The following is a 25,734-nucleotide window of genomic DNA, read 5'->3' as shown; positions in this document are numbered from 1 at the left end:
ATGAAAAAAATAGTTTTTATTCTAACAATACTTTTTACCGCAACGCAGATCTCTGCCCAAAAGATCGGTGTCGTAGATACAAATTATGTTTTGAGCAAATTGCCACAGTACAAAGAGGCTGAGAGCAGACTTAATTCTCAGGTAACGCAATGGCAGGCTGATATTCAGAGATTGCAGGCAGAATATGAAAGAAAGAGAGAAGCTTTTGAAAATGAAAAAGTACTTCTCGTAGGCGATCAGCTGAAGCTAAGGGAAAAGGAAGTAGTGGATATGGAAACTAATATTCGCAATACGATCGGCGCAAGATTCGGGACCAATGGTGAGGTAAACCAATTGAGGTCCAATCTTACAAAACCTTATCAGGATCAGATCTGGAATGCGATAAAAACCGTTTCTACGAAGAATAATCTGGGCATAGTTCTTGATAAAAGCAACAACATTAGTGTCATTTTTCTAGATAAAAAATACGACTACACAGAGGCTGTACTCAACCTTCTTGGAAAAAGTACGCCAAAAGGAGAGGATACTAAAAGTAACAACTTGAGACCTGGTTCCAATTCCAGAGGAGATAGCAAAACAAATATCAAAGGAAAAGGTGGCGCTTTGCAACAAAGAAAAGCAAAAGCTGCGGAAGCCAGAGAAAATTAAAATTAAATATAAATTATAAACATAACTTTTTAAAATGAACAAATTAAATGTATTATTAGTAGCCGTTGTAATGGTTTTTGCAACTGGATTTGCACAAGCTCAAAAAATAGCTTCTGTTGATATCAATTCGATCTTTACATCAATGCCGGAAATGAAGGCGCTTGATGCTCAATTACAAACTTTGCAGACTTCAAAACAAGGTGAGTTGGAGAAGCAAGGTAAATCTCTTCAGGACTTGATGAAAAAATATCAGGATGAAGCGCCTAAACAAACTCAAGCTATCAACGAGCAAAGAAGCCAGGAAGTTCAAAAACTTCAGGACAACCTTCAGCAACTTTATGCTGCTGCTCAAAAAGATATCGCTGAGAAGAGAGATGCAGGATTGGCTCCAATCGAGAAAAAGATCAACGATGCTATCGCAAAAGTTTCAAAAGCTGCTTCTTACGAATTCGTATTTGATGCTTCTAGCCCAGCTTTAGTTTACAAAGCAGGTACAGACGCAACAGCTGCTGTTAAAAAAGAATTAGGTCTTTAATTTAAGACAAGAAAATAATCGAAACCGCTCTTTTTACGGAGCGGTTTTTTTATTTTTGTAGTATGGAAAAAGAATTTTCATCCACGGTAAAGATCCGTTTTGCAGACTGCGACCCGATCGGGCATCTCAACAATGTCAAATATCTTGAGTATATGCTCAATGCGAGAGAAGACCACGTGGAACAAAACTACGGCTTCACCTACGAGCAATATACAAGGGAAACTGGCTGCACGTGGGTCACGATACAAAACGAAATTGCTTACCTGAAAGAAGTCAGATACAATTCGACGGTTGACATCACCAGCAAGACCGTTTTTGTGGACGATATCACTGCGGTTGTAGAATTGCTGATGAAAGACGAAAATGGCCGTGTAAACGCTGTTTTTTGGCTGACTGTCATCTACTTCAATATGAAAACCAGAAGAGCAGAAAAAATGCCCGATGCAACTTTGGAAAAATTTGCCCATTTTCTAGTCGAGATTGACCATAAAACATTCAAAGAACGCGTTGCTTTTTTCAGAAGCCAGAACAAAACCAAATAATCATGAAAAGAATCTTAGTTGTTGGCGGAAACGGCCAATTAGGACATTGCCTACAAAAATTAGCACCAAAATACCACGATATATTCGATTTCAATTTTACGGGGTCAGATGCACTTAATATTACAGATAAAGCGCAGATTGAAAAGGAGTTTGAAGAATATCAACCTGACTTTGTCATCAACGCTTCTGCTTACACGGCTGTAGATTTAGCTGAGAAAGAGGAAGAAAAAGCTTTCGCTGTCAACGCGATTGGTGTTGGTAATTTGGCCGAAGTTTCAAAAGAACACAATGCCATTTTGATTCACGTTTCTACAGATTACGTTTTCGATGGCGAGACCAATTTGAGCTATTCCGAAGATGATTTCACAGACCCGATTGGTGTTTATGGCGCTTCAAAACGAAAAGGCGAAGAATTGGCTTTGGAAAATAATCCGGAGACTGTAATTCTCAGAACATCTTGGTTGTATTCAGAATTCAATAAGAACTTTGTGAAGACGATGTTGCATTTGTTCAATGTGAAAGACGAATTGGGAATCGTAGGTGACCAACACGGACAACCAACCAATGCGAATGACTTGGCAGAAGCTATTATGGATATCATCCAAGCTGAAAACAAAAAGTTTGGAATCTACCATTTCTCCAATTATCCGGAAACCACTTGGTTTGATTTTGCGAATAAAATAAAAGAATTTTCAGATTCCAACGTTGTATTAAAATCAATCACGACCGAGGAATTTCCAACACCGGCAAAACGCCCAAAAAGAAGTACAATGTCTTTGGACAAAATCGAGAAAGATTACAACATCGAACCAAAGCATTGGGAAAACAGCCTTCAGGATTGTGTAGAAATCCTAAAAATAACTAATGCGTAAACTATTATTTTTAATAAGTGTTTTTTGCTGTCAGTTCTTTTGTCTTCAGATGGTTACTTTGAATAAAGTAGAGAAGACGAATGACAACAAAGACAAGTTTTTTTATAAAATCAATGAGCCTTCCAAATCAGAATTCCTGGGCGAAATCCTCGTGAATTCTTATTCAGATAATGATGTGGAGATTTTCGGTGATATCTATAAAAAAGCAAAACAAATTGGTGCCAATTCATTCAGTCTGAAACCAATTGAGAATATCGACGGAACGATTCAAAAATTCAATTCGGCTTATTATATTCTGAATTTGTATTACACAAACATCGATGATATTCCTGCAGAGGAGAATGTGGCCTACTTGGTTTCATCTTCAGAAAAGAAGCAGAAAATCAATATCAACAACAAAACCACAGAGCTGGAACCAAGGAGTTTCATCAGACTGGATTTGAACGGGAATGAAGTTATGTCAGTCTCCACCAGGAAATTACTCGGTTCAACGGTAAAATTGTCAGCAAAATCCGGACAGCCATCTTTGTATCTTTCTTTGACCAATTTCAAGATTCGTAGCAACGACAGCCTTTACGGCGGTGTGAATCTCAAGTCGGGCGATATTACCGGATTGGAAAAGTCGTTTGGTATGTTTTTGACTACAATCTACTCAGAACAGAAAAAGGATTAATGTTAATAAGTTGTCAGAGTTACATAGCTTATTTTCAGAATAAAATTGAGTAACTTTATTAAATGAAGATTTTAGACCGGGCAATTGTAATTGATTTACAAATCTCACATCGGATAAAACCAATCTGAGCGGAGCTGAATCTCGAATCTAAATCAAATATATTGGAAGAATTTTTTGAAAACGAACTTGCGAAAAAGTTCGAAGAAATGATAGAGAATAATGATGAATTCTATTTCGATACCGAAGAGTATATAGAAATAATCATCTATTATCTGGAGCTGGGAGATTATAGCTATGCAGAAATGGCTGTAAACCACGCTCTGAAAATACATCCCAATTCTCTCGAAATCAAAACCAAGCAATTGGAGGTTTTCCTGGAATTGGAGCGTTACACGAAAGCTAAAGAACTGATTGACGAATTGCATCAGTCATCTTTGGAGGACACAGACTTTTTGGTTTGTTGCGCAAAATATTACTCAAATCTCGGAAACCCGAAAAAATCAATCGAATATTGCCAGAAAGCTTTGCAATTGGAAGAGGAGGAGAATTTCCTTCACAATTTCATCGCAGACGAATATGTCAATCTGGACGACCCATTCAATGCGCTGAAACATTACACTTCAGCCTTGGAGCACGACCCGTATGACGATTATTCTTTGGAAAACGTGATGGTTTGTTACAGCAAATTGAACCGTTCACAAGAAGCGTTAGATTTCCTGAATCAGTACCTTGACAAGTTTTCTTTTTCGGAAACCGCTTGGTACGAGTATGGACAATTCCATTTCAACAAGAAGAATTACGAAGAAGCCATCAACGGTTTCGATTATCTATTGGCCATCAATTCTCAGGCTGTCGGTGTTTACGCCAACAAAGCAGCTTGTTATGAAGCGATGGGAGAGTGGGACAAGGCGATTGCCGTTTACGAAGAAATGCTCGATTTGGAATATACCAAAGCGTTCACGTTCTACAAAATTGGATTGTGCCACAAAGAAGCTAAGAAATTGGTTCCCGCATTGACCTCTTTCCAAAAATCTTTGAGAGAAGACCCACAGTTTTACTTGGCGATGATGGAGCAATCCTTCATCTACGAAGAATTGGGGAACATCAAAGAGTCATTGTATTTCGCTCAGGAAGCAGCTAATCTTAGCGAAGGAAACGTCGAATACCAAAAGCGTTTGGCCTTCCTTTACATCACCAGCGGCGATTATGAAGAAAGCTTGATTTGCCTTAAAAAACTGATAGAATCCGAGCCGACCAGATTTTACAACTGGTACGCGTACTCAGAAGTCTTGATGTTGCTTGGCGAATATGAGGAAGCAATCACCATCCTCGAAAAAGCTCTGAAAGCGCATCCACGCGCCGAATTGTACTATCAGCTCAGCAATTGCTACTTGCATTTGAAAAGCGAATCAGAAGGTATTGCAATGCTCGAGAAAGCGCTGGAACTCGATTCCACACTCAGCAAAGATATGCAGCTGAAATATCCGTTCATCAAAGAACAGGTCAAAAAAATAAAGGCCAAAAAGAAATAAACCAAAGCTCAGATTCGTCTGGGCTTTTTTATTTTTAGAAGCCGGGAACCTGCTTTCCACTATATCTTTTGCTCTTCGTTCCTCATCACAAAAGGATGCCGTTGCAATCAGGGCTATGCTTCTTGTCATCAAATCAAACATTCAAGATTAAAAACACGATAATGTCATTCCGTAGGAATCTCAATGCTGAAGTTCCTACGGAATAAGAAAATTACTTTTTCTTTGATGAGTTTACGTCTTTGCGAAACTTAAAATTTTCAATATAGTAGAAAAAATCTTTGCGGGCTTTGCGTTCAAAACCCATCAAAACCCATCAAACCACCTTCGGCTTACTCCTCAAAAATATCAATCCGGCCAAAATGACCAAAGCACCAACAGATTGCTGCGTCGTCAATTTCTCACCATCCAAAATTCCCCAGATGATAGCGACAATCGGCATCAACAAAGTCACGGTAGAAGCGAATAAAGGTGTCGAAATACTCAATAATTTGTAATTCATCATCATCGCCAATCCCGTCCCGAAAATCGACAATATCGCCACAAAACCCAATCCTTCTATTGTACTTTGATTCAATGTCAAATCTTTGAAAAAGCCTGCAAAAATCAAAGCAATCAATGATGGTAAAAACAAAACAAACGAAAAGACATAAGCCGACATCAGAATCGCAGGAACTTCGTGCAGTTTTGACTTGATAGTCGTAGTACAAATCGCGTAGAGTAGGACTGCAAGAATCAATAACAGAATTGGATAGATTTTGATTTCACCACGTTCGCCACTTCCCAAAGCCAAGATACAAGCGCCGACAAAACTTATCAGAACACCCAATAATTGCCGTTTTGTCGTTGAGAATTTCCAAACCAAAGAACCCACAATAATCACAAATATCGGCATCATCGAATTGATGATTCCGGCAATGCTGCTGCTGATTTCGGTTTCCGCCATTGGGAAAAGAAACATTGGAATGAAACTTCCTGTGAATGCTGCGATAATCAACCATTTCAAATGTCTTTTAGGGAATAATTTTATTTGGGCGATAGCATAAGGCATCAGAACAATCCCCGAAATCAAAACCCGCAAAGCACCGACTTCGTAAGGGTTGAAATGGTCCAGTGATTTTTTTATCAATATAAAAGATGAGCCCCAAATTAAGGATAATGCAATCAGGAGAATCCATTTTTGTTTTTCTGCTGTCAAGAGATTTGTTGTTTTAAGATTTTTAAATAATCGATTTTAGGAATCATTTTCGCGCCCAGACTTTCGAGATGTTCAGAATGGATTTGGCAATCAATAAGTTCCCATTCATTTTGATATTTGGTTGTGAAATGGATAAATCCAGCTTTAGAAGCGTTGGAAACTTTGGCAAACATACTTTCACCGCAAAACACATTCCCGACTTGGATGCCATAGAAACCTCCAACCAATTCGCCATTCTGCCAAACTTCAAAACTTTTCGCTTTCCCGAATTGGTGAAGTTTTAAAAATGATTCTATCAGCTCTTCATTGATCCACGTTCCATCCTGGTCTTTCCGTTCCGCCATTTTGCAATTCCTCATCACATCTTCAAAACATTGATTTTCCGTAAATTGAAAAACGTCGTCTCGCAATATTTTCTTCATCGATTTTGAGATTTTGATTTCATTCGGGAGCAATACAAATCTTGGGTCAGGACACCACCAAAGGATTTCTTCGCCTTCGTTGTACCAAGGAAAAAGTCCCAATTGATAGGCAAACAAAAGTCTTTCTGGCTTCAAATCACCACCAATGGCCATTAGTCCGCCATCTGGGTCGTAAAGTTCCGGGTCTGGAAAAGAAATATCTTCTGGGTCTAAGCGAAACATTTAGTTAGCGTATTTTAATTGCATTAATGGATTTAACAAAACCTTGTCGCACCTCTTCATAATGCTCGTGTTTCCCATTTCTAACCACCCATTTTCCGGCAACGACAGTTCCAAGCAAATGCGATGAATCAGAAGAATAAACAATCGTATTGCAAAGATTTTTAAGAGAAGAAGTCGCAATCAAAGGCGCTTTCGCATTAACCACAACAGCGTCAAAACTTTGTCCGACTTTGAAGAAATTCTCATTCTCAAAAGCCATCGATTTCCTTCCGGATTTCCAGGCCGTCTTCAAAGCATTGAAACCGCTGTCACCAAGATTTGGCTGGAAAAAAGTATCGCGTCTGTGCGTGTAGATTCGTTGTCCGTAATCCAGAAGTCGCAAATCTTCCAAAGGATTCACACAAATCTGACTGTCCGTTCCAATCGACCAATTCCCACCAAACTTCTGATAATCTTTGAAACGGAATCTTCCATCGCCCAAATTCCCTTCCGTTGACGGGCAAAGTACGATGTTTGCGCCAGATTTCGCAATGCCTTCAACCTCATTGTCTTCCAAATGTGTGCAATGAATTAGGTTAAAGTTTTCATTCACGTCACAGTTTTCCAAAAGCCATTCCGCCGGTCTTTTTCCGTAAAAATCCACAGAATCTTTGATTTCCTTCAACTGTTCCGCGATGTGAATATGAAACGGATAATCTTTCGCCAGCAAAGAAGACTCAATCAAATCCTCTTTCTGAACCGCTCTCAAAGAATGCGACCCAACCGCCAAATTTGCTTTGTCATAAAACTTTATCGACTGCTTAGAAGCTTCCAGCAATTGATAATAGTCTTCAATATTTTTAGAAATAAAACGTTTCTGTAAATCGTAAGGTTCCGTCCCAAAATTCCCTTTCTGATAAAACATCGGAATCAAAGTGATTCTAATCCCAACTCTTTTCGCAGCAGCAACCAATCTTTCGCCCATTTCGGAGAGATTCTGATAAGCTTTTCCTTCTTTATCGTGATGCACATAATGGAACTCCGCCACCGATGTATAACCGTTTCGCAGCATTTCTGCGTACAACATTGCCGCAACATCTTCCATTTGTTCAGGAGAAAGTGACAGCGCAATTCGGTACATCGCATCGCGCCAGCTCCAGAAATCATCAGGAACTTCCGAGCCTTCAAAATATTCTGCTAGACCGCACATCGCATACTGGAACGCGTGCGAATGCGCATTCTGAAATCCAGGCAAAACATAGCCATCAACATATTCGCCTTCGGGTGTTTCCACGGTTTTCAATTCAGAGATATTTCCGGCGTCGTCCAGCTTTACAAAAGCATTTTCCATCCATCCGTTTTCGGTCAGTAATCCTTTGAATGTGTACATTTTATAAGTAATAGTATTTGTATTTAATTTGTCAGGCTGAGGCTCTCGAAGCCATTTTAATATTTTGGGCAGCTTTTCCGCCTTCCGCTCCCAATCTTTTTGCCTAAGCTTTACCAGCCGCAAAAAAGGATTTCCGTTCAAGTCGGGCTGCAGATTCAACATAAATTCAAATTTTGCGATAAAAACATTATTTTGTCATTCCGTAGGACTCTAAACAATCTAGATTTACTTCGTCGAACCACTTCGCTAGGTTTCCTACTGAATGACAAACTGTGTGGTAATATTATTAAAGTCAAATAAATTTCATTTGCTCGATAAGATTTACCAAAGTCTCTTTCAAAACCAACTGAATTCTCTCCGCATTAGTTTCATCATAACTCATTTCCGAAGTATCCATATAATTCGTCTTGCACATTTCCAGTTGCAAAGCGTGAATGTTTTCTTCAGGTTTTCCAAAACTTCTCGTGATGTAACCACCTTTGAAAGGATGATTGTGAGAAAACTCGTAACCTTTATTTTGCAAAGAATCAATCGTTGCTTCGATTAATTCTGGACTTGCAGAGGTTTCATCATTATCACCCAAAATCAAATCCGGAAAATCCTCAGAACGAATTCCCGGAACAGATTTCCTAATCGAATGCGCATCAAACAACAACACTTTCCCGAATTCAGCTTTTGTTTGTTGTAAAAGTTCATCCAATTTCTCGTGATAAGGTTTGTGAAAAAGCTCAACGCGTCTGGCAACTTCCTGAGAATCCGGAATGTAATTATCTTTATAAATCTGATTCCCGTTAAAATCCGTAACCGTCACCACATCCGTAATCACTCTTCCGTCATTGTAAAGCGGTTGGTTTTCCGGATTTCTATTGAGGTCGACAACCCATCTGCTGTAATTGGCTGTGATGATTGTAATTCCTAAATCTGTTGCAAACCCATAAAGCTTATCGATGAACCAATCTGTGTCGTCCAATTTATCAGACAATTCAGAGTTCATTTTAGACTTAATATCTTCCGGAATGAAAGTGCCTGCGTGAGGAACACTAATGATGATGGGAACTTTTGACGTTTTAGGTTCAATGATTTTAAAGATTTCCATAGACGGTTTCAAAGTTGAAATATAAAAAGAATCCCTGCATCTTTTATCAAAAATGCAGGGATTTATTATAGATTGATTCTAAAAATATTAGAATGGCAAATCGTCATCTTCGTCCTCTGCGAAAACGTTCTTGTTTTCAGCAGCTGGCTGACCTTGACTAGGAGTTGCTTGAGTAGGCTCGTTGAAATCGGAAGCACCACCTTTTTCCATTCTCCATCCTACGATAGAGTTGAAATACTTTACTTCACCTTGAGGACTTGTCCACTCTCTTCCTCTGATATTGATATGAACTTTTACGCTATCTCCAACTTTGTATGCGTTCAGCAAATCAACTTTATCTTGGGTAAATTCGATATTGATTGGTTGTGGATACTGTTCTTCAGTCAAAAGAACGAGTTCTTTTTTTTGAAATCCGCTTGCAAATGTTTGTAAATCAGAAATCTTCTTGATTGTTCCTGTTAATTCCATGTCTTCAAAATGTTTTAAGAGTGTAAAGGTAATAAAAAACTATCGATGTAGTCCAAAACCGACCATCGAAAAAACTTTAAAAAAATATAGAAATAATTTTGGAGGTAATATGAAAAGTCTCTATATTTGCACTCACCAAAACGAAAGAAAAGAAGTTCTTCAAAATAATGCGGATGTGATGTAATTGGTAGCCATGCCAGACTTAGGATCTGGTGCTTCACCGCGTGGGGGTTCGAGTCCCTTCATCCGCACAATGCTAAAAATTTCTAAGCAATTAGGAATTTTTTTTATGCGAAAATAGCTCAGCTGGTAGAGCACGACCTTGCCAAGGTCGGGGTCGCGGGTTCGAGTCCCGTTTTTCGCTCCACCGTTGCCCTGGTGGTGGAACTGGTAGACACGCAGGACTTAAAATCCTGTGTCCGTAAGGACGTACGGGTTCAAGTCCCGTCTGGGGTACAAAATATGACTGTTAATCATTGATTAGCAGTCTTTTTTGTTTTATATCCAAAATTTTTCAGGAATAGATAAAAAAAATAACAGACAATCATTTGCCTGTTATTTTTATTTATAATTTCAATAGATCTTATCTCAAAAGCGCATTGAAGGTATCGCCTTGTCTGATGTCGCCAGAATTGTAGCCTTTCATAAACCATTCTTCCCTTTGCGCAGAAGAGCCGTGTGTAAAGCTTTCTTGGTTCACATAGCCTTGCGCTCTCTTCTGGATGTTATCGTCGCCAACAGCCGCTGCAGCGCTCATTGCTTCCTGGATGTCGCCAGGTTCTAAGAACTTTTCGCGATTATCCGTTTGTTTCGCCCACAATCCGGCGTAGAAATCCGCTTGAAGTTCTGTAGCGACGGAAACCTTGTTCATTTCAGATTCAGAATATCTTCCTCTTAGTTGATTTACTTTTTGAGTGGTCCCTAATAAGGTTTGAATGTGATGTCCATATTCGTGACCTAAAACGTAAGCCACCGTGAATTGTCCCACCTTGGCTCCAAACTTCTGCTGAAGCTCGTTGAAGAAACTCATATCCATATAGATGGTCTGGTCTGCAGGGCAATAGAAAGGTCCCATTTCGGACTGTGCTGGTCCACAGCCGGATTGTGTTGCTCTTTCGAATGCGACCACTTTTGCGGGCGTAAACTGGATTCCGTTTTCTTGAAATATCTTGTTCCAGGTTTCTTCGTTTTCGGCTGTCAACATACTGATGAATTCTCCTACGCTAAGTTCTTCTTTAGAGAGTTGTCTTTGCTCGGTTTGTTGCGATGAAGATGCGCCGTTGTTTAAAATAGCTGACGGATCTCCTCCTAAAAAGAAGACAATTGCCGCAATGATGATCGTGCCCAATCCTCCGCCGACCAGCATTCCGCCTCCGCCACCTGAGCCACGTCTGTCATCGAAGTTGCCACTTCTGTCGTTTGTCCATTTCATCTTGTAATATTTTGTGTTTTAAAATTAATACTTTCTTTTTGATATCTATACAAATTTTTTTGAATCTCTCTTATTAATAGCCCTGATGGAAACGGCATCCTTTTTTTGCGGCTGGAATTTAGCTTTGGAAAAAAAGATACAGTGGACAGCAGGAAATAGCTCCTAAAAATTTTAAGACATCAATTCTAATTCGAATTCTTGTTGAAGTCTATCATTTTCAAAGCGGTCACGGCTGCTTCTACACCTTTGTTTCCGAGACTTCCGCCGCTTCTCGCGATGGATTGTTCTTTGTTATCATCTGTCAAAACGCAGAAAATAGCTGGTGTATCGGTCAGAATGTTACAGTCCTTAATGCCTTGCGTCACACCAGAACAAACGAACTCGAAGTGAGGTGTTTCGCCGCGGATGACGTTTCCAATCGCGATCACGGCAGCAAATCTGCCAGAGCGGCAAAGTTTCATAGTCGCAAAACTCAATTCGAATGCGCCGGGAACGTAGTGGATATGAATGTTCTCTTCCTTGATGCCTTCGGCTTTCAGGGTTTCCAAAGCGCCATTTCGAAGGTTGTAGGTGATGAAGTCGTTCCACTCAGAAACAACAATGCCGATTGAATATTCATCGGCATTGGAAATGTTGAGCGGTTTGTAATCTGAAAGATTTACAGTAGCCATATTTTTTTATATTTTAATAATATTTTGTCATTTCGATAAATGCATCGGATTGACCATTGTCATAATCCTGATATTTCTCGTCGATCGCCGCGAAATATTTTTTAGCATCTGCATTTTTCTTAAGCGCCAAAGCCAACATTCCTGCTTTCTTTGTAAAATAGTAAGAAGTGTAAGCATCGTCTGAAGCAGAAGAAGCTTTGTCTGCCATTGCTAGCGCATCATCGCTTTTGTTCAGGTTAGAAAGACAGTCTGCCATTGCACCATATTTAAGCGCAACCAAAACTTTGTTTCCAGAGCTGAATTTGTCCAACAGATCGTAAGCTTTTTGATAGTTTCCTTTTTTAAACTCGATCAATCCAGCATTGTAAGCTGCCAATTTACCAGCTTTTGTACTTCCGTATTGGTCAAACGTTCCCAAGAATCCTGGGTTTGCAACAGATTTTCCACCAAGAGCCAGGTCTTCTTTTCCTTCTGCCAAATTCTTCTGAGCAGAAAGGTAGCTTTTTGTAGCTTCTTCGTTTTTAGGACCAAGAATGAACTGCTGATAACCGAACCAGCCTAAAACTGCAACGATCAAAATACCGAAACCAATGCTCAATACTTTGGCATTTTTTTCCAAAAAGCCTTCGATATTAAGTGCTTCTTTATCAAGGTCTCTAAAGAATTCTACAGTTTCTTTTCCTTCTTGTTCGTTTTTTTTGTTATGTAGATCTGCCATAATTTTTTAGTAAATGAAGTGCAAATTTAATGTTTTAGTTTTGATTTGCAAAAATTCTTTTTTTAGTACGAAAATTCTTTAATAATTGAGGATAGAATAGACTTCTGCTCCAAATTTTGACAATCTTTCTTCACCTTTCAAATCTTTTAAATCAATCAAAAAACTGAATTGTGTCGGGATTGCACCTTGCTTTGCAACTAATTTCGCAGCAGCTTCCGTCGTTCCTCCGGTTGCCAAAAGGTCGTCGTGAATTAGAACGCGTTGACCTTCTTTAAGATGTCCGGTTTTCATCTCGATTTCTGCTGAGCCATATTCGAGGTCGTATTTTTCACTGATGAATGGCGGTGGCAATTTTCCTGCTTTTCTGATGAGTACAAAAGGAACATCCAAAGCTACAGCGATTGCAATTCCGAAAAGATAACCGCGGCTTTCTATTCCGCAAACGACGTCAATTTTTCCACGGCTGAACTCTGCAAGGTCCGCAATCACTTCTTCATATAGTTTTGGCTGAAGGAAAATGGGACAGATATCTTTGAATTGGATTCCCGGAATTGGGAAATCTGGGATGTTTTCTATGGTTTGTTCTAGTTTGTGGATAAGTTCTGCTGACGCCATTATTTATTTTTAATTGTTGATTTTGTAGGTGGTGATTTTCCAGGTGTTGTTGACCGCTTTCAGACCGTAAGTGACATTAAGAGAAGATACTTTTCCGTTTTTGTCCGTCACGTCGTAGGTTACGTTCACATTGGCTGAATTGTCTTTGTTATAAGGAACTGCGATATTTTTCACATTGATATTCTTCACAGAACCGAAACCTGAATTTGGATTCGAGAATTTGTCGTAAGAACCCCAATTTGGATTATCCGCAGCATCAAAGGCCGCTTTGAAGTTCTGAGTGGAAAGATTATTCAAAAATTTGGTCACCGTGGCTTTTGGGTCGGCTATATTTTTCACAGGCGCTGGCGGTGGAACAACTGTTTCTCCAGTTTGTGGGTCAACCTGTGGTGGCGGCGCCTGAATCGAATCAGAAACAACAGGAGCTGGTGGCGTGTAAAGTGCCTGGCCATTGACTGGAACACCCATTTTTATCATTTGTAAAAGCTTTTTGGTCGTTTTTACAGATAGTTTGATATCGATTTTATCTTCGAAGATTTTTTCTCTCGGAAGTGATGAATACTTAATCGTGAAACCTCGGAACGCTGGGTCTTGCATTAGGTTTTTAGACGTTGAGATTTTAGTTCCGCCGCTGGAAATTTCCATAATGGTTTCCAAAGCTGCACCTTCGAATTCTACTTTTCTGCCGTTATTGTCAAGAAGTTGAGGAATGATAATCAAGCCTTTTGAACCGGTTAAACTGTCGCCGGCGATATTTCTTACCACGACGTTCAAAGACGCTGCGTCGATGTCGTTAGGGTCTTTCTCGGATGCGGTGACATTCCCAAAGATATTCATTTCTCCAAGACTTGGTGGCGCTGTACTGCTCCAGGTGATATTATTTTTTTGAGCCACTTCATCGGCCATTTTGAAAATTTCCGGTGTTTTCTTACCATTTAGAAGTTTCCCCAATGCCTCGATTTCTGCAATGTCGCCATCAGCTTCTACGCCGAAGGTTTTCAGGATATAAAGCGCTTCATTGAATTTCACCTGTTTCAAAGTCGGTAAGCTGGAAGCCATATCGTTGATACTTTCCTGAAAGCTCATCCGGTTGGTTCCATCTACACTTGTTTTCTTGCAGCTGATTGTGAAAATCATTAAACTTATTAAAAGACAGTATTTTATGAATTTCATTTTATTGTGATTTATTTTTAAAAGTAAGAAATTAGTTTGATTTTTCCGTCCTTACATCAATTAATATGCAAAATTAAATTTTAAATTCAGAATACTCAGATTTTTGAAAGAAAATTAAAAAAAGTAACTTTACGGAAAAATTAGATTTAATGCAGAACAAACTCCATATAGAGATTCATAGTTTTTCTTATAAAAAAGGTGGCATCCCAAAAGATAACACCGAAAACGGCGGTGGTTTCGTCTTCGATTGCCGAGGAATTTTGAATCCGGGAAGAATTGAGGAATACAAAATACAAACAGGAAATGACATCGGTGTTCAGGAATTTTTGGAAACGAAAACTGAAATGCCGAATTTCTTAAAGTCCATTCAATCACTAATATCAATCAGCATTGAGAATTATTTAAGCCGAAATTTTGAGCATCTGCAAATCAATTTTGGTTGCACAGGCGGACAGCACCGTTCGGTTTATTCGGCAATCAGAACGGCTCAATTTATTAAAGAAAAATATCCTGAGGCGGAAGTTTCAGTGCATCACGACGAACAATTACACCTTAATTTATCATCGATAAGCGATAATTGATAATTGATTTTTTATCTCCAATTATTCAATCATTTATCAAATTATTATTTATCATTTATAAAATATGAAAGCATTAATATTTGCTGCAGGAAAGGGAACTCGACTGAAACCTTTCACTGACGAACATCCGAAAGCTTTGGCAAAAGTCAACGGCGTTCCACTTCTCGAAAGAAATATCAAGTATCTGCAAGGTTTCGGAATCAATGATTTTGTCATTAATATTCATCATTTTGGCGGACAGATTCTGGCTTTTTTGGCTGAGAATGACAACTTCGGAGCAAACATAGAAATCTCAAACGAGCACGAAGAACTTTTGGAAACTGGAGGCGGATTACTTTTCGCAAAGAGATTCCTTGAGAATGAGAAATCATTTTTGATAATGAATGTTGATATTCTGACAGACCTCAATATCAGCAATTTCATCCGACTTCACGAGACCAAAGGTGCAATGATTACTTTGGCAGTTTCTGACAGAGACAGTTCCAGAAAACTAATGTTCAATGATAAAATGTTCTTGAAAGGCTGGAGAAATCTTCAAACCAACAAAAAAACTGTCGTTGGCGGAATTTTCAAATTGAGGGAGTTGGCTTTCAGCGGTGTTCATTGCGTGAATTCTGAGATTTTTGATAAATTCACAAGAACCGGAAAATTCTCCATTATGGATGAATATATGGAATTGATGAAAGAAGATATCATTGTGGGTTATCAGCACACTTCAAATTTAGTAGATGTTGGAAGACCAGAATCTATTGTAGAAGCAGAAAGAATTTTCAGATGATAGAACAGGACGACGATAAAAGATTGCAGGAAAGTCTGCGCCAGAAGACCTGGGACGAGACCATTACTAAGGACAGCTGGATGGTTTTCCGCGTGATGTCGGAATTTGTGGATGGCTACGAGAAAATGGCGAGAATTGGACCTTGTGTTTCAATTTTTGGCTCGGCTAGATTGAAGGAAGATAATTACTACTACAAAATGGCTGTTGATATTGCTCAGAAAATCACTGAAATTGGTTTCGGCGTTATCACTGGCGGCGGGCCAGGAATAATGGAAGCCGGAAATAGAGGTGCGAACGGACACGGAAAATCCATAGGTCTGAACATCGAATTGCCTTTTGAACAACACTTTAATCCGTACGTTGACAAAGGTTACAATATCAATTTTGATTATTTTTTCGTTAGGAAAGTAATGTTTGTCAAATATTCTCAAGGTTTCGTGGTGATGCCTGGAGGTTTCGGAACATTGGATGAATTGTCGGAAGCTTTGACCTTGATTCAAACCAATAAAATAGGGAAGTTCCCAATCGTTTTGGTCGGAAGTGAGTTCTGGAGCGGATTGCTGGATTGGTTCAAAGGAACATTGTTGAAAGAAGGTTTGATTGCCGAGAAAGACCTCGAGCTTTTCCGAGTTGTAGATACTGCGGAAGATGCGGTGGCGCATATCAAAGCGTTCTATGACAAATATTCGGTAAGTGTGAATTTCTAAGGCGTGGCATATAATTTGACCATAATCAATAGTAAAAATTATTAAATATTATATTAAAATGAAAAAATCAATACTCATATTATCTCTAGGAATCTTGCTGGTTGGGCTTTTTAGCTTTACAGCATTGGATTTCTTTTCATCAATGACCAAAGTGGATTACATCGACGGAACCAAAACTTTGAAGTTCACAACGAAGCTTAATACAGGTCATATCTCTCAAGCTGTTAAAATCGACCCGGCAACAGCAGGATTCGAAGCGGAAGTGAAAAAGTATGTGAACAATAATGTAGATGTTGCCATCAACGGTGCTGCGAAACAATTGACTTTCACAGGAAGTCAGGTCAATGGAGAGTCTGTTTGGGTTTATTATGAAGCGAGTGGCGTTTCTGATATTTCAAGTTTGAAAATCAAGAACAGTATTTTGATTGGACAGTTTCCGAAACAGGTCAACATTGTAAATATCACTTATAAAGGTGCTTTGAAAACACTCAACTTCCAGAAGGGAAAAGAGACGGCGGAAGTCACTTTCTAAAAAAATTAAAATCGGTCAAATGGCCGATTTTTTTTTATCTTTTATTTTTGATTAATGACAATTAGTATGGTCCGTATGAAAACCGTCTGTAGAGTGATTCACGTGCAATGATTCTGAGTGTGGGGAAACGTAAGGAATTCCTAGTTCCAGGCCTCTTAAAACGAACAATCCGCCCAAGATAATCATCATTACTGGAATGACTTTCAATATTCTTACTCGGAAAGCTGTTGTGATGAAATTCCCCAAGTAAACGACGGCAAACATAAACGGGAAAGTCCCCAATCCAAAAAGTAACATAAAGAATGAACTTTGCCAGATTCCGCCGGCTGCGAGAGAAGCCGTCAAAGCCATATAGACCATTCCGCAAGGTAGAAGTCCATTCAGGATTCCGGTGGCGAAACGGGATTTGTAATCGGGACGTTGTAGGATTTTCCCAAGTTTCATTTTGACATTCAGCAAACCTCTTGAAACAATTGGGATTTTAGCGGCGAAGTCTTTTCCTCCGAAAGAGAAAATCGCCATTACAATCAATAAAATTCCAACCAGAACAGTTAGATATTTTTGAAATCCAGCCAACTCAAAACTTTGACCGATGATGCCCAGGATTCCGCCAAGAATAGAGTAGGTGAGAATCCTTCCGAATTGATAGGTGAGATTTTGAAGATAGAAGTTGGCCTTCTGGTTCTTCGTCAATCCCATCGAAAGAGCAATTGGTCCACACATACCGATGCAATGGAATCCGGACGCGAATCCCAAACCAATGGCCGATATGATGAGTGCTACTTCCATAAGATGTCATAATCCACCTGATAAGGCTTCTTATTCTCTGTCCATTTTAGCTTTAAAGTGTAAGAACCTGCCGAGATGACTTTGGCAGGAATTAAGAAAAGATTGTGTTGCAAGGTCACTTCTTTTTTTACATCCAAATTGGAATCTTCAGTTCTGAACAAAACGAAGTTGACAGTGTTCTCATCCACTTTTATCGTTTGAGGAAATGTGATCAATATGCCTTCAGCGGTAGATTTGTATGTCGGTGTCTGCTCTAGTTTTGCTGCATTATTTTTCGCATCGATGATATCCTGATACTGAAGTTCTTCTTCGTAGTAATTATTGGAAATCATTTCCGCATTCTGTTTTCCCATCGGAAATATAAATATCAGAAAGAGGATGAAAAGGATGAAACAACCAAGTGCAATGGCCAATCCGTGTCCCCAATTTAGATTTTTCATTTGGTATTAATTAAAATTGAAATTTGAATGGCCCTTCAAAATAAGTGCTGTAAGAATCCAGCAGTTCTCCATTCATATCATAAACGCCCAGTTCCAGATTTTGTTTAGACAGTTTGATCTGACTTTCCGGGAAACTCACATTGATGGTTCCTTTAATCATCGCATCTCTTTTCATAATAATTCTATTCGAAGTTCCAGATGAGATCTCCCCATTTTTCGGTTCAATGATTTTGATGATAACCGTTCTGTTCTCGTTCGATTTATTAAGGAACGTATAATTATAAGTGTTCGTGATTTTTCCGTCTCTCACGAAGAAAGTGGATCCAGGAGGTTTTAGGAATTTAGCTTCCATCTCGCCTCTGTTGTAGAGCAATCCACCTAAGAAACCAATCAGAACCAGCAATACAATGCTGTAAGCCTTCATTTTTCCAGAGAATTTGAAGTTTTGCTGTTCCTCGATCTCTTTTTCGGAGGCGTAACGGATCAATCCTGGTGGAAGGCCAACTTTCACCATCACTTCATCACAAGCGTCGATACAAGCGGTACAGTTCACACACTCCATTTGTAGACCATCACGGATATCGATTCCGGTTGGACAAACGACAACGCACTGTTTACAGTCGATACAGTCGCCTTTTCCTTCGGCTCTTCTGTCTTCGCCTTTTTTCCATTTAGCGCGGTTTTCTCCTCTTTTATAATCGTAAAAAACGTTGATGGTCTCTTTGTCGATTAAAACACCTTGAAGTCTTCCATAAGGACAAACCATTGTACAAACCTGCTCTCTAAACCAAGCAAATACAAAATAGAATGCCGCAGTGAAAAGGATCATTACCAAGAAATTGGTTGGTTTTTCAAAAGGACCTTGTTGCATTATTTTAAGAACTTCCTCATACCCGACAATGTACATAAACATAATGTGGGTAATGATAACGGAAATCAATAGAAAGATAAACCATTTCAAGGAACGCTTCCAGATCTTCTCTGTATTCCATTCCTGGTTGTCGAGTCTCATCTGCTTGTTTCGGTCACCTTCTATCGCATATTCTATTTTACGGAATATCATTTCTAAAAAGATAGTTTGAGGACAGATCCATCCACAAAATATCCTTCCGAAAACAACGGTAAAGATGATGATGAATATTAGTGAAACAATCGCGCCCAATGCCAGGATAAAGAAATCCTGAGGATAAAATGGTTGCCCAAGAATAAAGAATTGACGTTCTATGATGTTGAATAATAGAACCGGATTTCCATTGATCTTCAAAAATGGAACAGCAAAGTAAATTGCTAATAGTAAGATACTTACCAGAACTCTGTAATTGGTAAATTTTCCTTTAGGTTTTCGTGGAAATACCCATTTTCTTTTACCGGTATTATCCATTGTCCCTACAGAGTCTCTGAATGTTTCAGCTTCTACGACCCAGCTTTCCGCCTCGTTGTATTTTTTTTCTGTAGTACTCATAATATTTAGATAAAAAAAAGAGATTGTCCTGAGAATGAATAGTGTACTATTCATTTTCAAATACCATTCCGAAGCGGATGATATTCTTTGACAATCTCTTTTGTATGATATTATTTAGCTTTTTCCCAGTTGGCCTCAGTCCCTTGTGGAGCTGCGCCACCTTGTGCAGGTGTGATAGGAGCCTGCTCTTGGTTGATGTGGTAAACATAAGCCGAAACTTGCTGAATCTCAAATCCAGATACGACACCATTCTTACCCCAAGCCTGCATTGTAGGGTTATTTGTACTTCCATTTTCAACCATGTAGAACACATTTTTAAATAATGTTTTCTCTGGTTGGTTGATCCAGAAGTTATCTGTCAAGTTAGGTCCAATACCACCTTTTCCACCTTCTCCGTGACAAGACACACAGTTGGTTTCGAAAACAGCTTTTCCAGCTTCTACATTATCCTCAGAGAATACTGCAGTTTCGATAGTTGGTTGAGTTACAGTTGCCATATATTCGTTGATCGCAGCAGTCTGCTCTCTGTATTCCTGCTCATATTCTTTGTAAGGATGAGCAAAATCTGTCAAGAAATAAGATGAAACATAAAGGATACAGTAAGCTACTCCAAAATAGAAAAGACCTAACCACCATTTAGGAAGCTGATTGTCAAGTTCCATAATGCCATCGAATCCGTGGTCGATAAGGATATCTTTCTCTTCTTTTTCTGATTGGCTTTTGAAAGCACCATTCCAAAGATATTGGAAGTAAGGAACTTTTTTCTCCGCAAGATATGTTGCTTTCTCAGTATCTGTTAGCTTTTTGAACTTTTCATTTTCTATCAGATCACCAATTGCACCTTGGATGAATACCACTACAATACTGATCAAAGCTGTTCCAAGGAAAAACTTGGTGGACAGGAAATCTGATGTTTGGGTAAACATATAAAAAACTATAATTAGTAATCCTAAAACGATCGGAATATTAATATAAGCAGGTGTTCTTCTTTTCATGATTAATTATCTTTTTTAATTACAAAGTAAATCTGTCGTCCTCATCATCTTTTTCCAAAGGTGCATTTTCTTCTTCTTTATAATATTTTTTTGGCCTGTTGATTACAACATAAACCATTACCACGAAGAACAAAATAAAGATGAGCATTGCAATGGTCTGAAACAAACCTGCATTTTCCACATTGGAGACGATGTCTTTAAAACTTTGCGGAATCATTTTATTTTAAATTTAATTACTAGCTGTTTTTACTTCTGTCGTTTTGATATCAGTTCCTAATCTCTGCAAGTATGCGATCAAGGCAACGATCTCTCTCTTTTCAAGTGGAACAAATTGCTCGCCATCTTTCGCTTTGTTCGCTTTCGCTTCTGCAAATGATGTTTTCACGTCGGCCGCTTCAGAGAATACATTTTTCACGATGACACTCGCTTGATTGTTCATCCAAGTATCCATAGAGTCTATTTGAGCTTTTGTGTATGGAACATCGTAAGTATTCTTCATCAATTCCAATTTAGCTTTCGTCTTGCTTCTGTCGAGTGTATTTTCAATCAACCAAGGGAATCTCGGCATAATTGAACCTGCAGAAGTCGATCTTGGATTGTACATGTGTTTGAAGTGCCAAGAATCTGGTCTTGCGCCACCTTCTCTCTGTAGATCCGGACCAGTTCTTTTAGAACCCCAAAGGAATGGTCTGTCATAGATATATTCACCAGCTTTGGAATACTGTCCGTTTTTACCATTGAATCTTACAACTTCATCTCGGAAAGGACGGATCATCTGAGAGTGGCAAGAGTTACAACCTTCTCTGATATATAGATCTCTACCTTCTAATTCCAATGGTGAATAAGGCTTCACGGCTGAAATTGTAGGGACGTTGTCTTTTACGAATATGGTTGGTAAGATTTCTAATGATCCACCAATTGCTACTGCAACGAATGATAATATTGATAAATATAATGGTGTTCTCTCCAACCAAAGGTGGAATGTTTCGCCTTCCTTTCTTCCTTTGTTGATTTTTGCCAATGCAGGAACTTCTACCGGAACTTCTTTTTGGAATGATCCTTTTCTAGCGGTTGCAATTAAGTTCACAACCATTAGTACAGCTCCAGAGAAATATAGGAATCCACCTAGGAATCTCAATTTGAAGAATGGTAAGATCGCAGTTACGGTATCCAACCAGTTTTTGTACATCAAAGTACCGTCTGGGTTGAACTGTTTCCACATCAAACCTTGTGTAAATCCAGCGATATACAAAGGAACTGCGTAGAAAATGATCCCGAATGTTCCTAACCAGAAATGCCAGTTAGCTAGTTTTACAGACCAAAGTTTGGTTCTCCACATAATTGGAACTAAATAATAGATAACCCCAAAGGCCATAAATCCGTTCCATCCAAGTGCACCTAAGTGAACGTGACCAATTACCCAGTCTGTAAAGTGACCTACTTTGTTTACGGTTTTGGTTGCCAAAAGTGGTCCTTCAAAAGTTGCCATACCGTAACAAGTTACTGCTACGACAAAGAATTTAAGAACCGGATTTTCTCTAACTTTATCCCAAGCTCCTCTCAAAGTCAATAGACCGTTTAGCATTCCTCCCCAAGATGGTGCGATAAGCATAATAGAGAAACCTGTTCCTACTGCCTGAGCCCAAGCTGGTAGAGAAGTATATTGTAAGTGGTGAGGACCTGCCCAGATATAGACGAAGATCAACGACCAGAAGTGAATAATCGATAGTTTGTAGGAGAAAACTGGTCTGTCTGCCGCCTTAGGAACGAAGTAGTACATCATCCCAAGAACTGGCGTCGTTAAGAAAAATGCTACCGCATTGTGACCATACCACCATTGTACCAAGGCATCTTTCACACCTGCGTAAGCAGAATAGGATTTCCATCCTGTGAAGGATAAAGGAACTTCTAAGTTATTGAAGATGTGAAGCATAGCTACTGCAACCCAAGTTCCGATGTAGAACCAGATCGCCACATACAAATGCCTTACTCTTCTTGTTGCCACTGTGGCAAACATATTGAAACCAAAGATCAACCATACAACCGTGATCAAAATATCGATTGGCCACTCGTGCTCTGCGTATTCTTTGGAAGTGTTGATTCCCATTAGGAAAGTGATAAGTGTCGTCACCAACATCAACTGCCATCCCCAGAAATGAACCCAAGATAGAGTGTCGCTCCACATTCTGGTTTTCAACAATCTCTGCATAGAATAGTAAAATCCTGCAAAGAAGCTGTTCCCTACGAATGCGAAAATTACGGTGCTCGTGTGCATCATTCTAATACGTCCAAATCCGAAAGCACCTTGAGAATCAATCAATCCCTGCATTCCGCCGCTTCTTAGCGATTGAATCGTAGGGTCATCAGTTCCCAGGAAAAATTCTGGTAATTCAGGGTAAAATAGCAACAACGCAGCCGTCAGTCCTAATAAAAAACCTAATAAACCGAAAACGACCGTCGCGATAAGAAAAGCGCGAACAATACCGTTGTCATAACTAAATTTTTGTGTTTCCATATCTACAAATAGCAATTATTCTTTATCATTTTTGTCAGGAGTTTCTGTCTCCTCTTCTGTCTTCACCTCGTCATCAAATAAGATTCTGACGGCAGGCGATTCATCGTCTTCAAACTGTCCTTTTTTAGCACCAATAATAAAAATTACCAGGAAAATAACAGCTAAAGAAACGCTGCAGATAATCATCAAATAGAGAATCTCCATAACTGCGACAAATTTAAGGTAAAAACAGTCGTCAAATTTAGTGAAAATTACTGACTTTGGTCAGAATGGTGCAAATATGGATAATTTATAATCGCTCTAAATAAGGGCGTTCTAAATGTTTATCCTGAAGTATTTGGAACTTCGAAGCCAGGTTGAAAGTGTCGTGAATGTAACGACTGTGACAGAACTCAAAGGCATAAAGATCGCGGCAAAAAGTGGATGCATATGTCCGGAAACCGCAAAGCTGACACCCACAACATTATAACACAAACTAATTATGAATGTGATTTTTACAATCGTAATTGCGTCCTTCGCCAGTGCTAGGAATTTATCCAGATCTGGGATTTTTTCACCGTTCATAATCACGTCAGAAGATGGTGTGAAAGAATTGCTGTCATCCGAGATAGCAATTCCGACATTGCTCTGTTTTAAAGCGCCAGCATCATTCAATCCGTCGCCGAGCATCGCCACTTTCTGTCCTTTGTCTTGGAGTTCCTTGATGAAGTCCAGTTTGTTTTCCGGATTTTGATTGAATTTCATCTCCGAAACGTTTGGAATCAGTTTTTCCAGAATCGATTTTTCTGAAGGATTGTCGCCACTCAGAATATTGATTTTATAATTTTTTAAATGGCTGAAAAGGGTAGAAAGATTGCTTCGGTATTCATTTTTGAAAGTGAATTTGCCAATGAAATGGTCATCCTTTTTAATGTAAACCGCCGTTTCTAAATCTTGGGATTTTTCACCTGTAAAACTCGCTGAACCAATTTTGTAGGTCGCACCACGAACTTTCCCCTGATAGCCTTTTCCTGAAATCTCAACGAAATCTTCGACTTCAAAATAATCATCATTCACCTCAATGAAATTGTAAAGTGATTTTGAAAGCGGATGGTTCGAATTTTTAAGTAAAGACTTGATATTCTTCAAATCAAAATCTTCAATCTGAGTTCCGAAATAATTGATGTTCGATTTTTTACTTTCGGTAATGGTTCCCGTCTTGTCAAAAACCAAAGTGTCGATTTTCGCCAGTCTTTCAATCGTCAAAGTATCTTTTACGTAGAAATTATTTCGGCCTAAAATCCTCATAATGTGACCAAAAGTAAATGGTGCCGATAACGCCAAAGCACACGGACAAGCTACAATCAAAATTGCAGAAACCACCTGGAACATTTTCTCCATATCAATTCTCGCCCAGTAGATTCCAGCAAGAAGCGTAATTCCTAAAATAATGAATGTGAAGTATTTACTAATCGTATTTGTTAATGTGTCAAGTCCGGTTTCGAATTTTTTGAAAGCTTCCTTGTTCCAAAGTTGAGTCAGGTAACTTTGGTCCACGCTTTTGATAACTTCAAGTTCCAGAATTGAACCCGACTGTTTTCCACCGGCGAAAATCTTATCGCCCGGTTTTTTGGAAATATGCGCAGATTCTCCTGTGATAAAACTATTGTCGATATTACCTTCGCCTTTTATCAAAATCGAATCAACAGGGATGATTTCCTGATTTCTGACCATAATTCTATCGCCAACAGCCAATTCGGAAAGCAAGATATTTTCCTGTTTTCCATCAAAATCGACTTTGGTAACCGCGATTGGATAGAAAGATTTGTAATCTCTGTCGTAGGAAAGTGTGTTGTAAGTTCTTTTCTGAAAAGTTTTCCCGAGCAGCATAAAGAACAATAATCCACAAAGTGTATCAAAATAGCCTGGGCCATAATCTGTTACGACTTCGTAAATACTTCTGCCGTAAAGCACGAATATTCCTAAAACAATTGGAACATCAATATTGATGATCTTATTTTTCAAACCGTACCAAGCGGATTTGTAATAATCTGAAGCTGAATAAAATACAACTGCAGTTGCAAACAAAAACAAAAGAACCCGGAATAGATGTTTGTAAGAATGGAACCAAACGTCCTCTCCCGAAACATATTCTGGGAAGCTGAAAAACATTCCGTTTCCAAAAGCAAATCCAGCAACCGCCAATTTGATAAGAAGACTTTTATCTAGTTTGTCGTGTTTTTTCTCAGCCGTTTCGAGGTTGATGATGGGTTTGTATCCAAGATTTGTCAGGAATTTTGCGAGTTCACTTAATTTCAATTCCTCTTCTTTGAAAGAGACCTGAAGTGTTTTTCTGGTGAAATTGACCTGAGAATATTTGATTTTCTTGTTGATGGTGTGCAGACTTTCCAGAAGCCAAATGCAAGAAGAACAGTGGATTACCGGAATCTTGAAGGTCACAAGCGTTGTGCCGCCTTCTGAGAAATCTATCACTTTGTTGAAGATTTCGGGCGTGTCGAGATAGTCGAATTGTGAATTGTTTTCGTTGCTAGGTCTTATCCCAGAACGTTTGTTGATATTGTAAAAATTGTCAAGATTATGAACGTTCAGAATTTCATAAACCGATTGGCAACCGTTGCAGCAAAATAATTTTTCATCAAAAAGAATTTGTTCCTTATCGATATTTTGCCCGCAGTGAAAACATTGTTCTGCCATTAAAAATTACTCAGATATTTGGATTGCAAAATTACGGCAAAAATATTGGTATGTAGCG

28 protein-coding genes and 3 tRNA genes are annotated in these 25,734 nt (G+C 39.0%); 13 read left to right on the top strand and 18 right to left on the bottom strand.

Translation table 11 applies throughout. The features are described from left to right. The 6 genes from BMW39_RS06320 to BMW39_RS06295 all read left to right on the top strand — a co-directional run bounded on the left by BMW39_RS06320 (position 1) and on the right by BMW39_RS06295 (position 4,802). A complete protein-coding gene (locus tag BMW39_RS06320; protein WP_074719311.1) occupies positions 1–648 on the top strand; it encodes an OmpH family outer membrane protein in 648 nt (215 codons plus the stop codon). A 34-nt stretch (positions 649–682) separates the two neighbouring features. Continuing rightward, on the top strand, positions 683–1,183 hold the full coding sequence (locus BMW39_RS06315) for an OmpH family outer membrane protein (RefSeq protein ID WP_034973151.1): 501 nt from the start codon (positions 683–685) through the stop codon (positions 1,181–1,183). A 62-nt stretch (positions 1,184–1,245) separates the two neighbouring features. Next, positions 1,246–1,725: an acyl-CoA thioesterase gene (locus BMW39_RS06310; RefSeq protein ID WP_034973149.1), complete on the top strand. Its 480-nt coding sequence runs from the start codon at positions 1,246–1,248 to the stop codon at positions 1,723–1,725. Positions 1,726–1,727: 2 nt separating this feature from the next. Continuing rightward, positions 1,728–2,597: a dTDP-4-dehydrorhamnose reductase gene (gene rfbD / locus BMW39_RS06305; protein WP_034973147.1), complete on the top strand. Its 870-nt coding sequence runs from the start codon at positions 1,728–1,730 to the stop codon at positions 2,595–2,597. A 58-nt stretch (positions 2,598–2,655) separates the two neighbouring features. After that, complete coding sequence (locus BMW39_RS06300) at positions 2,656–3,270, top strand: hypothetical protein (RefSeq protein WP_394332487.1); 615 nt, start codon at positions 2,656–2,658, stop codon at positions 3,268–3,270. A 161-nt stretch (positions 3,271–3,431) separates the two neighbouring features. Continuing rightward, positions 3,432–4,802, top strand: coding sequence for a tetratricopeptide repeat protein (locus BMW39_RS06295; protein ID WP_034973143.1), 1,371 nt, complete (start codon positions 3,432–3,434; stop codon positions 4,800–4,802). 313 nt (positions 4,803–5,115) lie between these two features. Here the strand turns inward: BMW39_RS06295 and BMW39_RS06290 are convergent, their stop codons facing one another. From BMW39_RS06290 to BMW39_RS06270, 5 genes are all read right to left on the bottom strand, one after another. Further along, positions 5,116–5,997, bottom strand: a complete 882-nt coding sequence (locus BMW39_RS06290; protein ID WP_034973141.1) for a DMT family transporter — start codon at positions 5,995–5,997, stop codon at positions 5,116–5,118. Next, positions 5,994–6,641, bottom strand: a complete 648-nt coding sequence (gene aat, locus BMW39_RS06285) for a leucyl/phenylalanyl-tRNA--protein transferase (protein ID WP_034973139.1) — start codon at positions 6,639–6,641, stop codon at positions 5,994–5,996. The genes BMW39_RS06290 and aat overlap by 4 nt, the downstream gene beginning before the upstream one ends. A 4-nt stretch (positions 6,642–6,645) precedes the next feature. After that, on the bottom strand, positions 6,646–8,010 hold the full coding sequence (gene hutF, locus BMW39_RS06280; protein ID WP_034974190.1) for a formimidoylglutamate deiminase: 1,365 nt from the start codon (positions 8,008–8,010) through the stop codon (positions 6,646–6,648). Positions 8,011–8,302: 292 nt separating this feature from the next. Beyond that, positions 8,303–9,106: an N-formylglutamate amidohydrolase gene (locus BMW39_RS06275; protein WP_051879805.1), complete on the bottom strand. Its 804-nt coding sequence runs from the start codon at positions 9,104–9,106 to the stop codon at positions 8,303–8,305. An 87-nt stretch (positions 9,107–9,193) separates the two neighbouring features. Next, complete coding sequence (locus BMW39_RS06270; RefSeq protein WP_034973137.1) at positions 9,194–9,574, bottom strand: DUF3127 domain-containing protein; 381 nt, start codon at positions 9,572–9,574, stop codon at positions 9,194–9,196. 169 nt (positions 9,575–9,743) lie between these two features. On the opposite strand from BMW39_RS06270, the gene BMW39_RS06260 reads away from it, so the two are divergent. From BMW39_RS06260 to BMW39_RS06250, 3 genes are all read left to right on the top strand, one after another. Continuing rightward, positions 9,744–9,825 (top strand) — tRNA-Leu (locus tag BMW39_RS06260). A gap of 40 nt (positions 9,826–9,865) precedes the next feature. Continuing rightward, positions 9,866–9,941 (top strand) — tRNA-Gly (locus tag BMW39_RS06255). A gap of 5 nt (positions 9,942–9,946) precedes the next feature. Next, positions 9,947–10,030 (top strand) — tRNA-Leu (locus BMW39_RS06250). Positions 10,031–10,157: 127 nt separating this feature from the next. On the opposite strand, the gene ypfJ is transcribed toward BMW39_RS06250, so the two are convergent. The 5 genes from ypfJ to BMW39_RS06225 form a co-directional block, all read right to left on the bottom strand. Then, entirely contained in the window at positions 10,158–11,006 is an 849-nt protein-coding gene (ypfJ, locus tag BMW39_RS06245) for a KPN_02809 family neutral zinc metallopeptidase (protein ID WP_034973135.1), read from the bottom strand. Between the two features lie 185 nt (positions 11,007–11,191). Beyond that, positions 11,192–11,677, bottom strand: a complete 486-nt coding sequence (gene ribH / locus BMW39_RS06240) for a 6,7-dimethyl-8-ribityllumazine synthase (RefSeq protein WP_034973134.1) — start codon at positions 11,675–11,677, stop codon at positions 11,192–11,194. A 13-nt stretch (positions 11,678–11,690) separates the two neighbouring features. Next, positions 11,691–12,395: a tetratricopeptide repeat protein gene (locus BMW39_RS06235; protein WP_034973133.1), complete on the bottom strand. Its 705-nt coding sequence runs from the start codon at positions 12,393–12,395 to the stop codon at positions 11,691–11,693. Between the two features lie 78 nt (positions 12,396–12,473). Then, positions 12,474–13,010: an adenine phosphoribosyltransferase gene (locus BMW39_RS06230; RefSeq protein WP_034973132.1), complete on the bottom strand. Its 537-nt coding sequence runs from the start codon at positions 13,008–13,010 to the stop codon at positions 12,474–12,476. A 9-nt stretch (positions 13,011–13,019) separates the two neighbouring features. Beyond that, positions 13,020–14,183: an NTF2-like N-terminal transpeptidase domain-containing protein gene (locus BMW39_RS06225; RefSeq protein ID WP_034973131.1), complete on the bottom strand. Its 1,164-nt coding sequence runs from the start codon at positions 14,181–14,183 to the stop codon at positions 13,020–13,022. Positions 14,184–14,332: 149 nt separating this feature from the next. Between BMW39_RS06225 and BMW39_RS06220 the strand changes: the two genes are divergently transcribed. The 4 genes from BMW39_RS06220 to BMW39_RS06205 all read left to right on the top strand — a co-directional run bounded on the left by BMW39_RS06220 (position 14,333) and on the right by BMW39_RS06205 (position 16,781). Beyond that, the gene (locus BMW39_RS06220) at positions 14,333–14,764 is read left to right on the top strand and encodes a RapZ C-terminal domain-containing protein (RefSeq protein ID WP_034973130.1); all 432 of its coding nucleotides are present in this window, start codon (positions 14,333–14,335) and stop codon (positions 14,762–14,764) included. A gap of 64 nt (positions 14,765–14,828) precedes the next feature. Continuing rightward, a complete protein-coding gene (locus BMW39_RS06215; RefSeq protein WP_034973129.1) occupies positions 14,829–15,542 on the top strand; it encodes a nucleotidyltransferase family protein in 714 nt (237 codons plus the stop codon). Beyond that, a complete protein-coding gene (locus BMW39_RS06210) occupies positions 15,539–16,249 on the top strand; it encodes an LOG family protein (RefSeq protein WP_034973128.1) in 711 nt (236 codons plus the stop codon). Before BMW39_RS06215 ends, BMW39_RS06210 begins: the two co-directional genes overlap by 4 nt. 58 nt (positions 16,250–16,307) lie before the next feature. Beyond that, complete coding sequence (locus BMW39_RS06205) at positions 16,308–16,781, top strand: DUF6702 family protein (RefSeq protein WP_034973127.1); 474 nt, start codon at positions 16,308–16,310, stop codon at positions 16,779–16,781. A 51-nt stretch (positions 16,782–16,832) separates the two neighbouring features. On the opposite strand, the gene BMW39_RS06200 is transcribed toward BMW39_RS06205, so the two are convergent. The 8 genes from BMW39_RS06200 to BMW39_RS06165 all read right to left on the bottom strand — a co-directional run bounded on the left by BMW39_RS06200 (position 16,833) and on the right by BMW39_RS06165 (position 25,676). Then, a complete protein-coding gene (locus tag BMW39_RS06200) occupies positions 16,833–17,570 on the bottom strand; it encodes a sulfite exporter TauE/SafE family protein (protein WP_034973125.1) in 738 nt (245 codons plus the stop codon). After that, complete coding sequence (locus BMW39_RS06195) at positions 17,561–18,010, bottom strand: FixH family protein (RefSeq protein ID WP_034973123.1); 450 nt, start codon at positions 18,008–18,010, stop codon at positions 17,561–17,563. Before BMW39_RS06195 ends, BMW39_RS06200 begins: the two co-directional genes overlap by 10 nt. Before the next feature lie 10 nt (positions 18,011–18,020). After that, positions 18,021–19,472 (bottom strand): cytochrome c oxidase accessory protein CcoG, encoded by a 1,452-nt coding sequence (gene ccoG / locus BMW39_RS06190; RefSeq protein WP_034973121.1) that lies wholly within the window; start codon positions 19,470–19,472, stop codon positions 18,021–18,023. Positions 19,473–19,582: 110 nt separating this feature from the next. Then, positions 19,583–20,467, bottom strand: coding sequence for a cbb3-type cytochrome c oxidase N-terminal domain-containing protein (locus tag BMW39_RS06185; protein WP_034973119.1), 885 nt, complete (start codon positions 20,465–20,467; stop codon positions 19,583–19,585). 19 nt (positions 20,468–20,486) lie between these two features. Continuing rightward, the gene (locus BMW39_RS06180) at positions 20,487–20,684 is read right to left on the bottom strand and encodes a hypothetical protein (protein ID WP_034973118.1); all 198 of its coding nucleotides are present in this window, start codon (positions 20,682–20,684) and stop codon (positions 20,487–20,489) included. Positions 20,685–20,696: 12 nt separating this feature from the next. Beyond that, positions 20,697–22,982, bottom strand: coding sequence for a cytochrome-c oxidase, cbb3-type subunit I (gene ccoN, locus BMW39_RS06175; RefSeq protein WP_034973116.1), 2,286 nt, complete (start codon positions 22,980–22,982; stop codon positions 20,697–20,699). Positions 22,983–22,997: 15 nt separating this feature from the next. Further along, positions 22,998–23,186 carry a cbb3-type cytochrome oxidase assembly protein CcoS gene (ccoS, locus tag BMW39_RS06170; protein ID WP_034973114.1) on the bottom strand — a complete coding sequence of 63 codons (189 nt, stop codon included), beginning with the start codon at positions 23,184–23,186 and terminating at the stop codon, positions 22,998–23,000. Between the two features lie 111 nt (positions 23,187–23,297). Further along, positions 23,298–25,676 carry a heavy metal translocating P-type ATPase gene (locus BMW39_RS06165; protein ID WP_034973112.1) on the bottom strand — a complete coding sequence of 793 codons (2,379 nt, stop codon included), beginning with the start codon at positions 25,674–25,676 and terminating at the stop codon, positions 23,298–23,300. Between the last annotated feature and the right edge of the window lie 58 nt (positions 25,677–25,734).

The organism is Epilithonimonas lactis (assembly GCF_900110605.1).
In the GTDB taxonomy this organism is placed as follows: Bacteria; Bacteroidota; Bacteroidia; order Flavobacteriales; family Weeksellaceae; genus Epilithonimonas; species Epilithonimonas lactis.
Note: the sequence above shows the minus strand (reverse complement) of the source record. Positions and strands in the feature narration are given on the sequence as shown.

Excerpts from the sequence above, each read along its gene's own strand:
- BMW39_RS06225 (WP_034973131.1), bottom strand. The coding sequence starts at position 14,183 with ATGAAATTCATAAAATACTGTCTTTTAATAAGTTTAATGATTTTCACA.
- aat (WP_034973139.1), bottom strand. The coding sequence starts at position 6,641 with ATGTTTCGCTTAGACCCAGAAGATATTTCTTTTCCAGACCCGGAACTT.
- BMW39_RS06275 (WP_051879805.1), bottom strand. The coding sequence starts at position 9,106 with ATGGAAATCTTTAAAATCATTGAACCTAAAACGTCAAAAGTTCCCATC.
- BMW39_RS06195 (WP_034973123.1), bottom strand. The coding sequence starts at position 18,010 with ATGAAAAATCTAAATTGGGGACACGGATTGGCCATTGCACTTGGTTGT.
- BMW39_RS06270 (WP_034973137.1), bottom strand. The coding sequence starts at position 9,574 with ATGGAATTAACAGGAACAATCAAGAAGATTTCTGATTTACAAACATTT.
- BMW39_RS06230 (WP_034973132.1), bottom strand. The coding sequence starts at position 13,010 with ATGGCGTCAGCAGAACTTATCCACAAACTAGAACAAACCATAGAAAAC.
- ypfJ (WP_034973135.1), bottom strand. The coding sequence starts at position 11,006 with ATGAAATGGACAAACGACAGAAGTGGCAACTTCGATGACAGACGTGGC.
- ccoG (WP_034973121.1), bottom strand. The coding sequence starts at position 19,472 with ATGAGTACTACAGAAAAAAAATACAACGAGGCGGAAAGCTGGGTCGTA.
- BMW39_RS06200 (WP_034973125.1), bottom strand. The coding sequence starts at position 17,570 with ATGGAAGTAGCACTCATCATATCGGCCATTGGTTTGGGATTCGCGTCC.
- BMW39_RS06320 (WP_074719311.1), top strand. The coding sequence starts at position 1 with ATGAAAAAAATAGTTTTTATTCTAACAATACTTTTTACCGCAACGCAG.
- BMW39_RS06205 (WP_034973127.1), top strand. The coding sequence starts at position 16,308 with ATGAAAAAATCAATACTCATATTATCTCTAGGAATCTTGCTGGTTGGG.
- BMW39_RS06235 (WP_034973133.1), bottom strand. The coding sequence starts at position 12,395 with ATGGCAGATCTACATAACAAAAAAAACGAACAAGAAGGAAAAGAAACT.
- BMW39_RS06185 (WP_034973119.1), bottom strand. The coding sequence starts at position 20,467 with ATGAAAAGAAGAACACCTGCTTATATTAATATTCCGATCGTTTTAGGA.
- BMW39_RS06210 (WP_034973128.1), top strand. The coding sequence starts at position 15,539 with ATGATAGAACAGGACGACGATAAAAGATTGCAGGAAAGTCTGCGCCAG.
- BMW39_RS06165 (WP_034973112.1), bottom strand. The coding sequence starts at position 25,676 with ATGGCAGAACAATGTTTTCACTGCGGGCAAAATATCGATAAGGAACAA.
- BMW39_RS06315 (WP_034973151.1), top strand. The coding sequence starts at position 683 with ATGAACAAATTAAATGTATTATTAGTAGCCGTTGTAATGGTTTTTGCA.
- rfbD (WP_034973147.1), top strand. The coding sequence starts at position 1,728 with ATGAAAAGAATCTTAGTTGTTGGCGGAAACGGCCAATTAGGACATTGC.
- ribH (WP_034973134.1), bottom strand. The coding sequence starts at position 11,677 with ATGGCTACTGTAAATCTTTCAGATTACAAACCGCTCAACATTTCCAAT.
- ccoS (WP_034973114.1), bottom strand. The coding sequence starts at position 23,186 with ATGGAGATTCTCTATTTGATGATTATCTGCAGCGTTTCTTTAGCTGTT.
- BMW39_RS06215 (WP_034973129.1), top strand. The coding sequence starts at position 14,829 with ATGAAAGCATTAATATTTGCTGCAGGAAAGGGAACTCGACTGAAACCT.
- hutF (WP_034974190.1), bottom strand. The coding sequence starts at position 8,010 with ATGTACACATTCAAAGGATTACTGACCGAAAACGGATGGATGGAAAAT.
- ccoN (WP_034973116.1), bottom strand. The coding sequence starts at position 22,982 with ATGGAAACACAAAAATTTAGTTATGACAACGGTATTGTTCGCGCTTTT.
- BMW39_RS06180 (WP_034973118.1), bottom strand. The coding sequence starts at position 20,684 with ATGATTCCGCAAAGTTTTAAAGACATCGTCTCCAATGTGGAAAATGCA.
- BMW39_RS06220 (WP_034973130.1), top strand. The coding sequence starts at position 14,333 with ATGCAGAACAAACTCCATATAGAGATTCATAGTTTTTCTTATAAAAAA.
- BMW39_RS06310 (WP_034973149.1), top strand. The coding sequence starts at position 1,246 with ATGGAAAAAGAATTTTCATCCACGGTAAAGATCCGTTTTGCAGACTGC.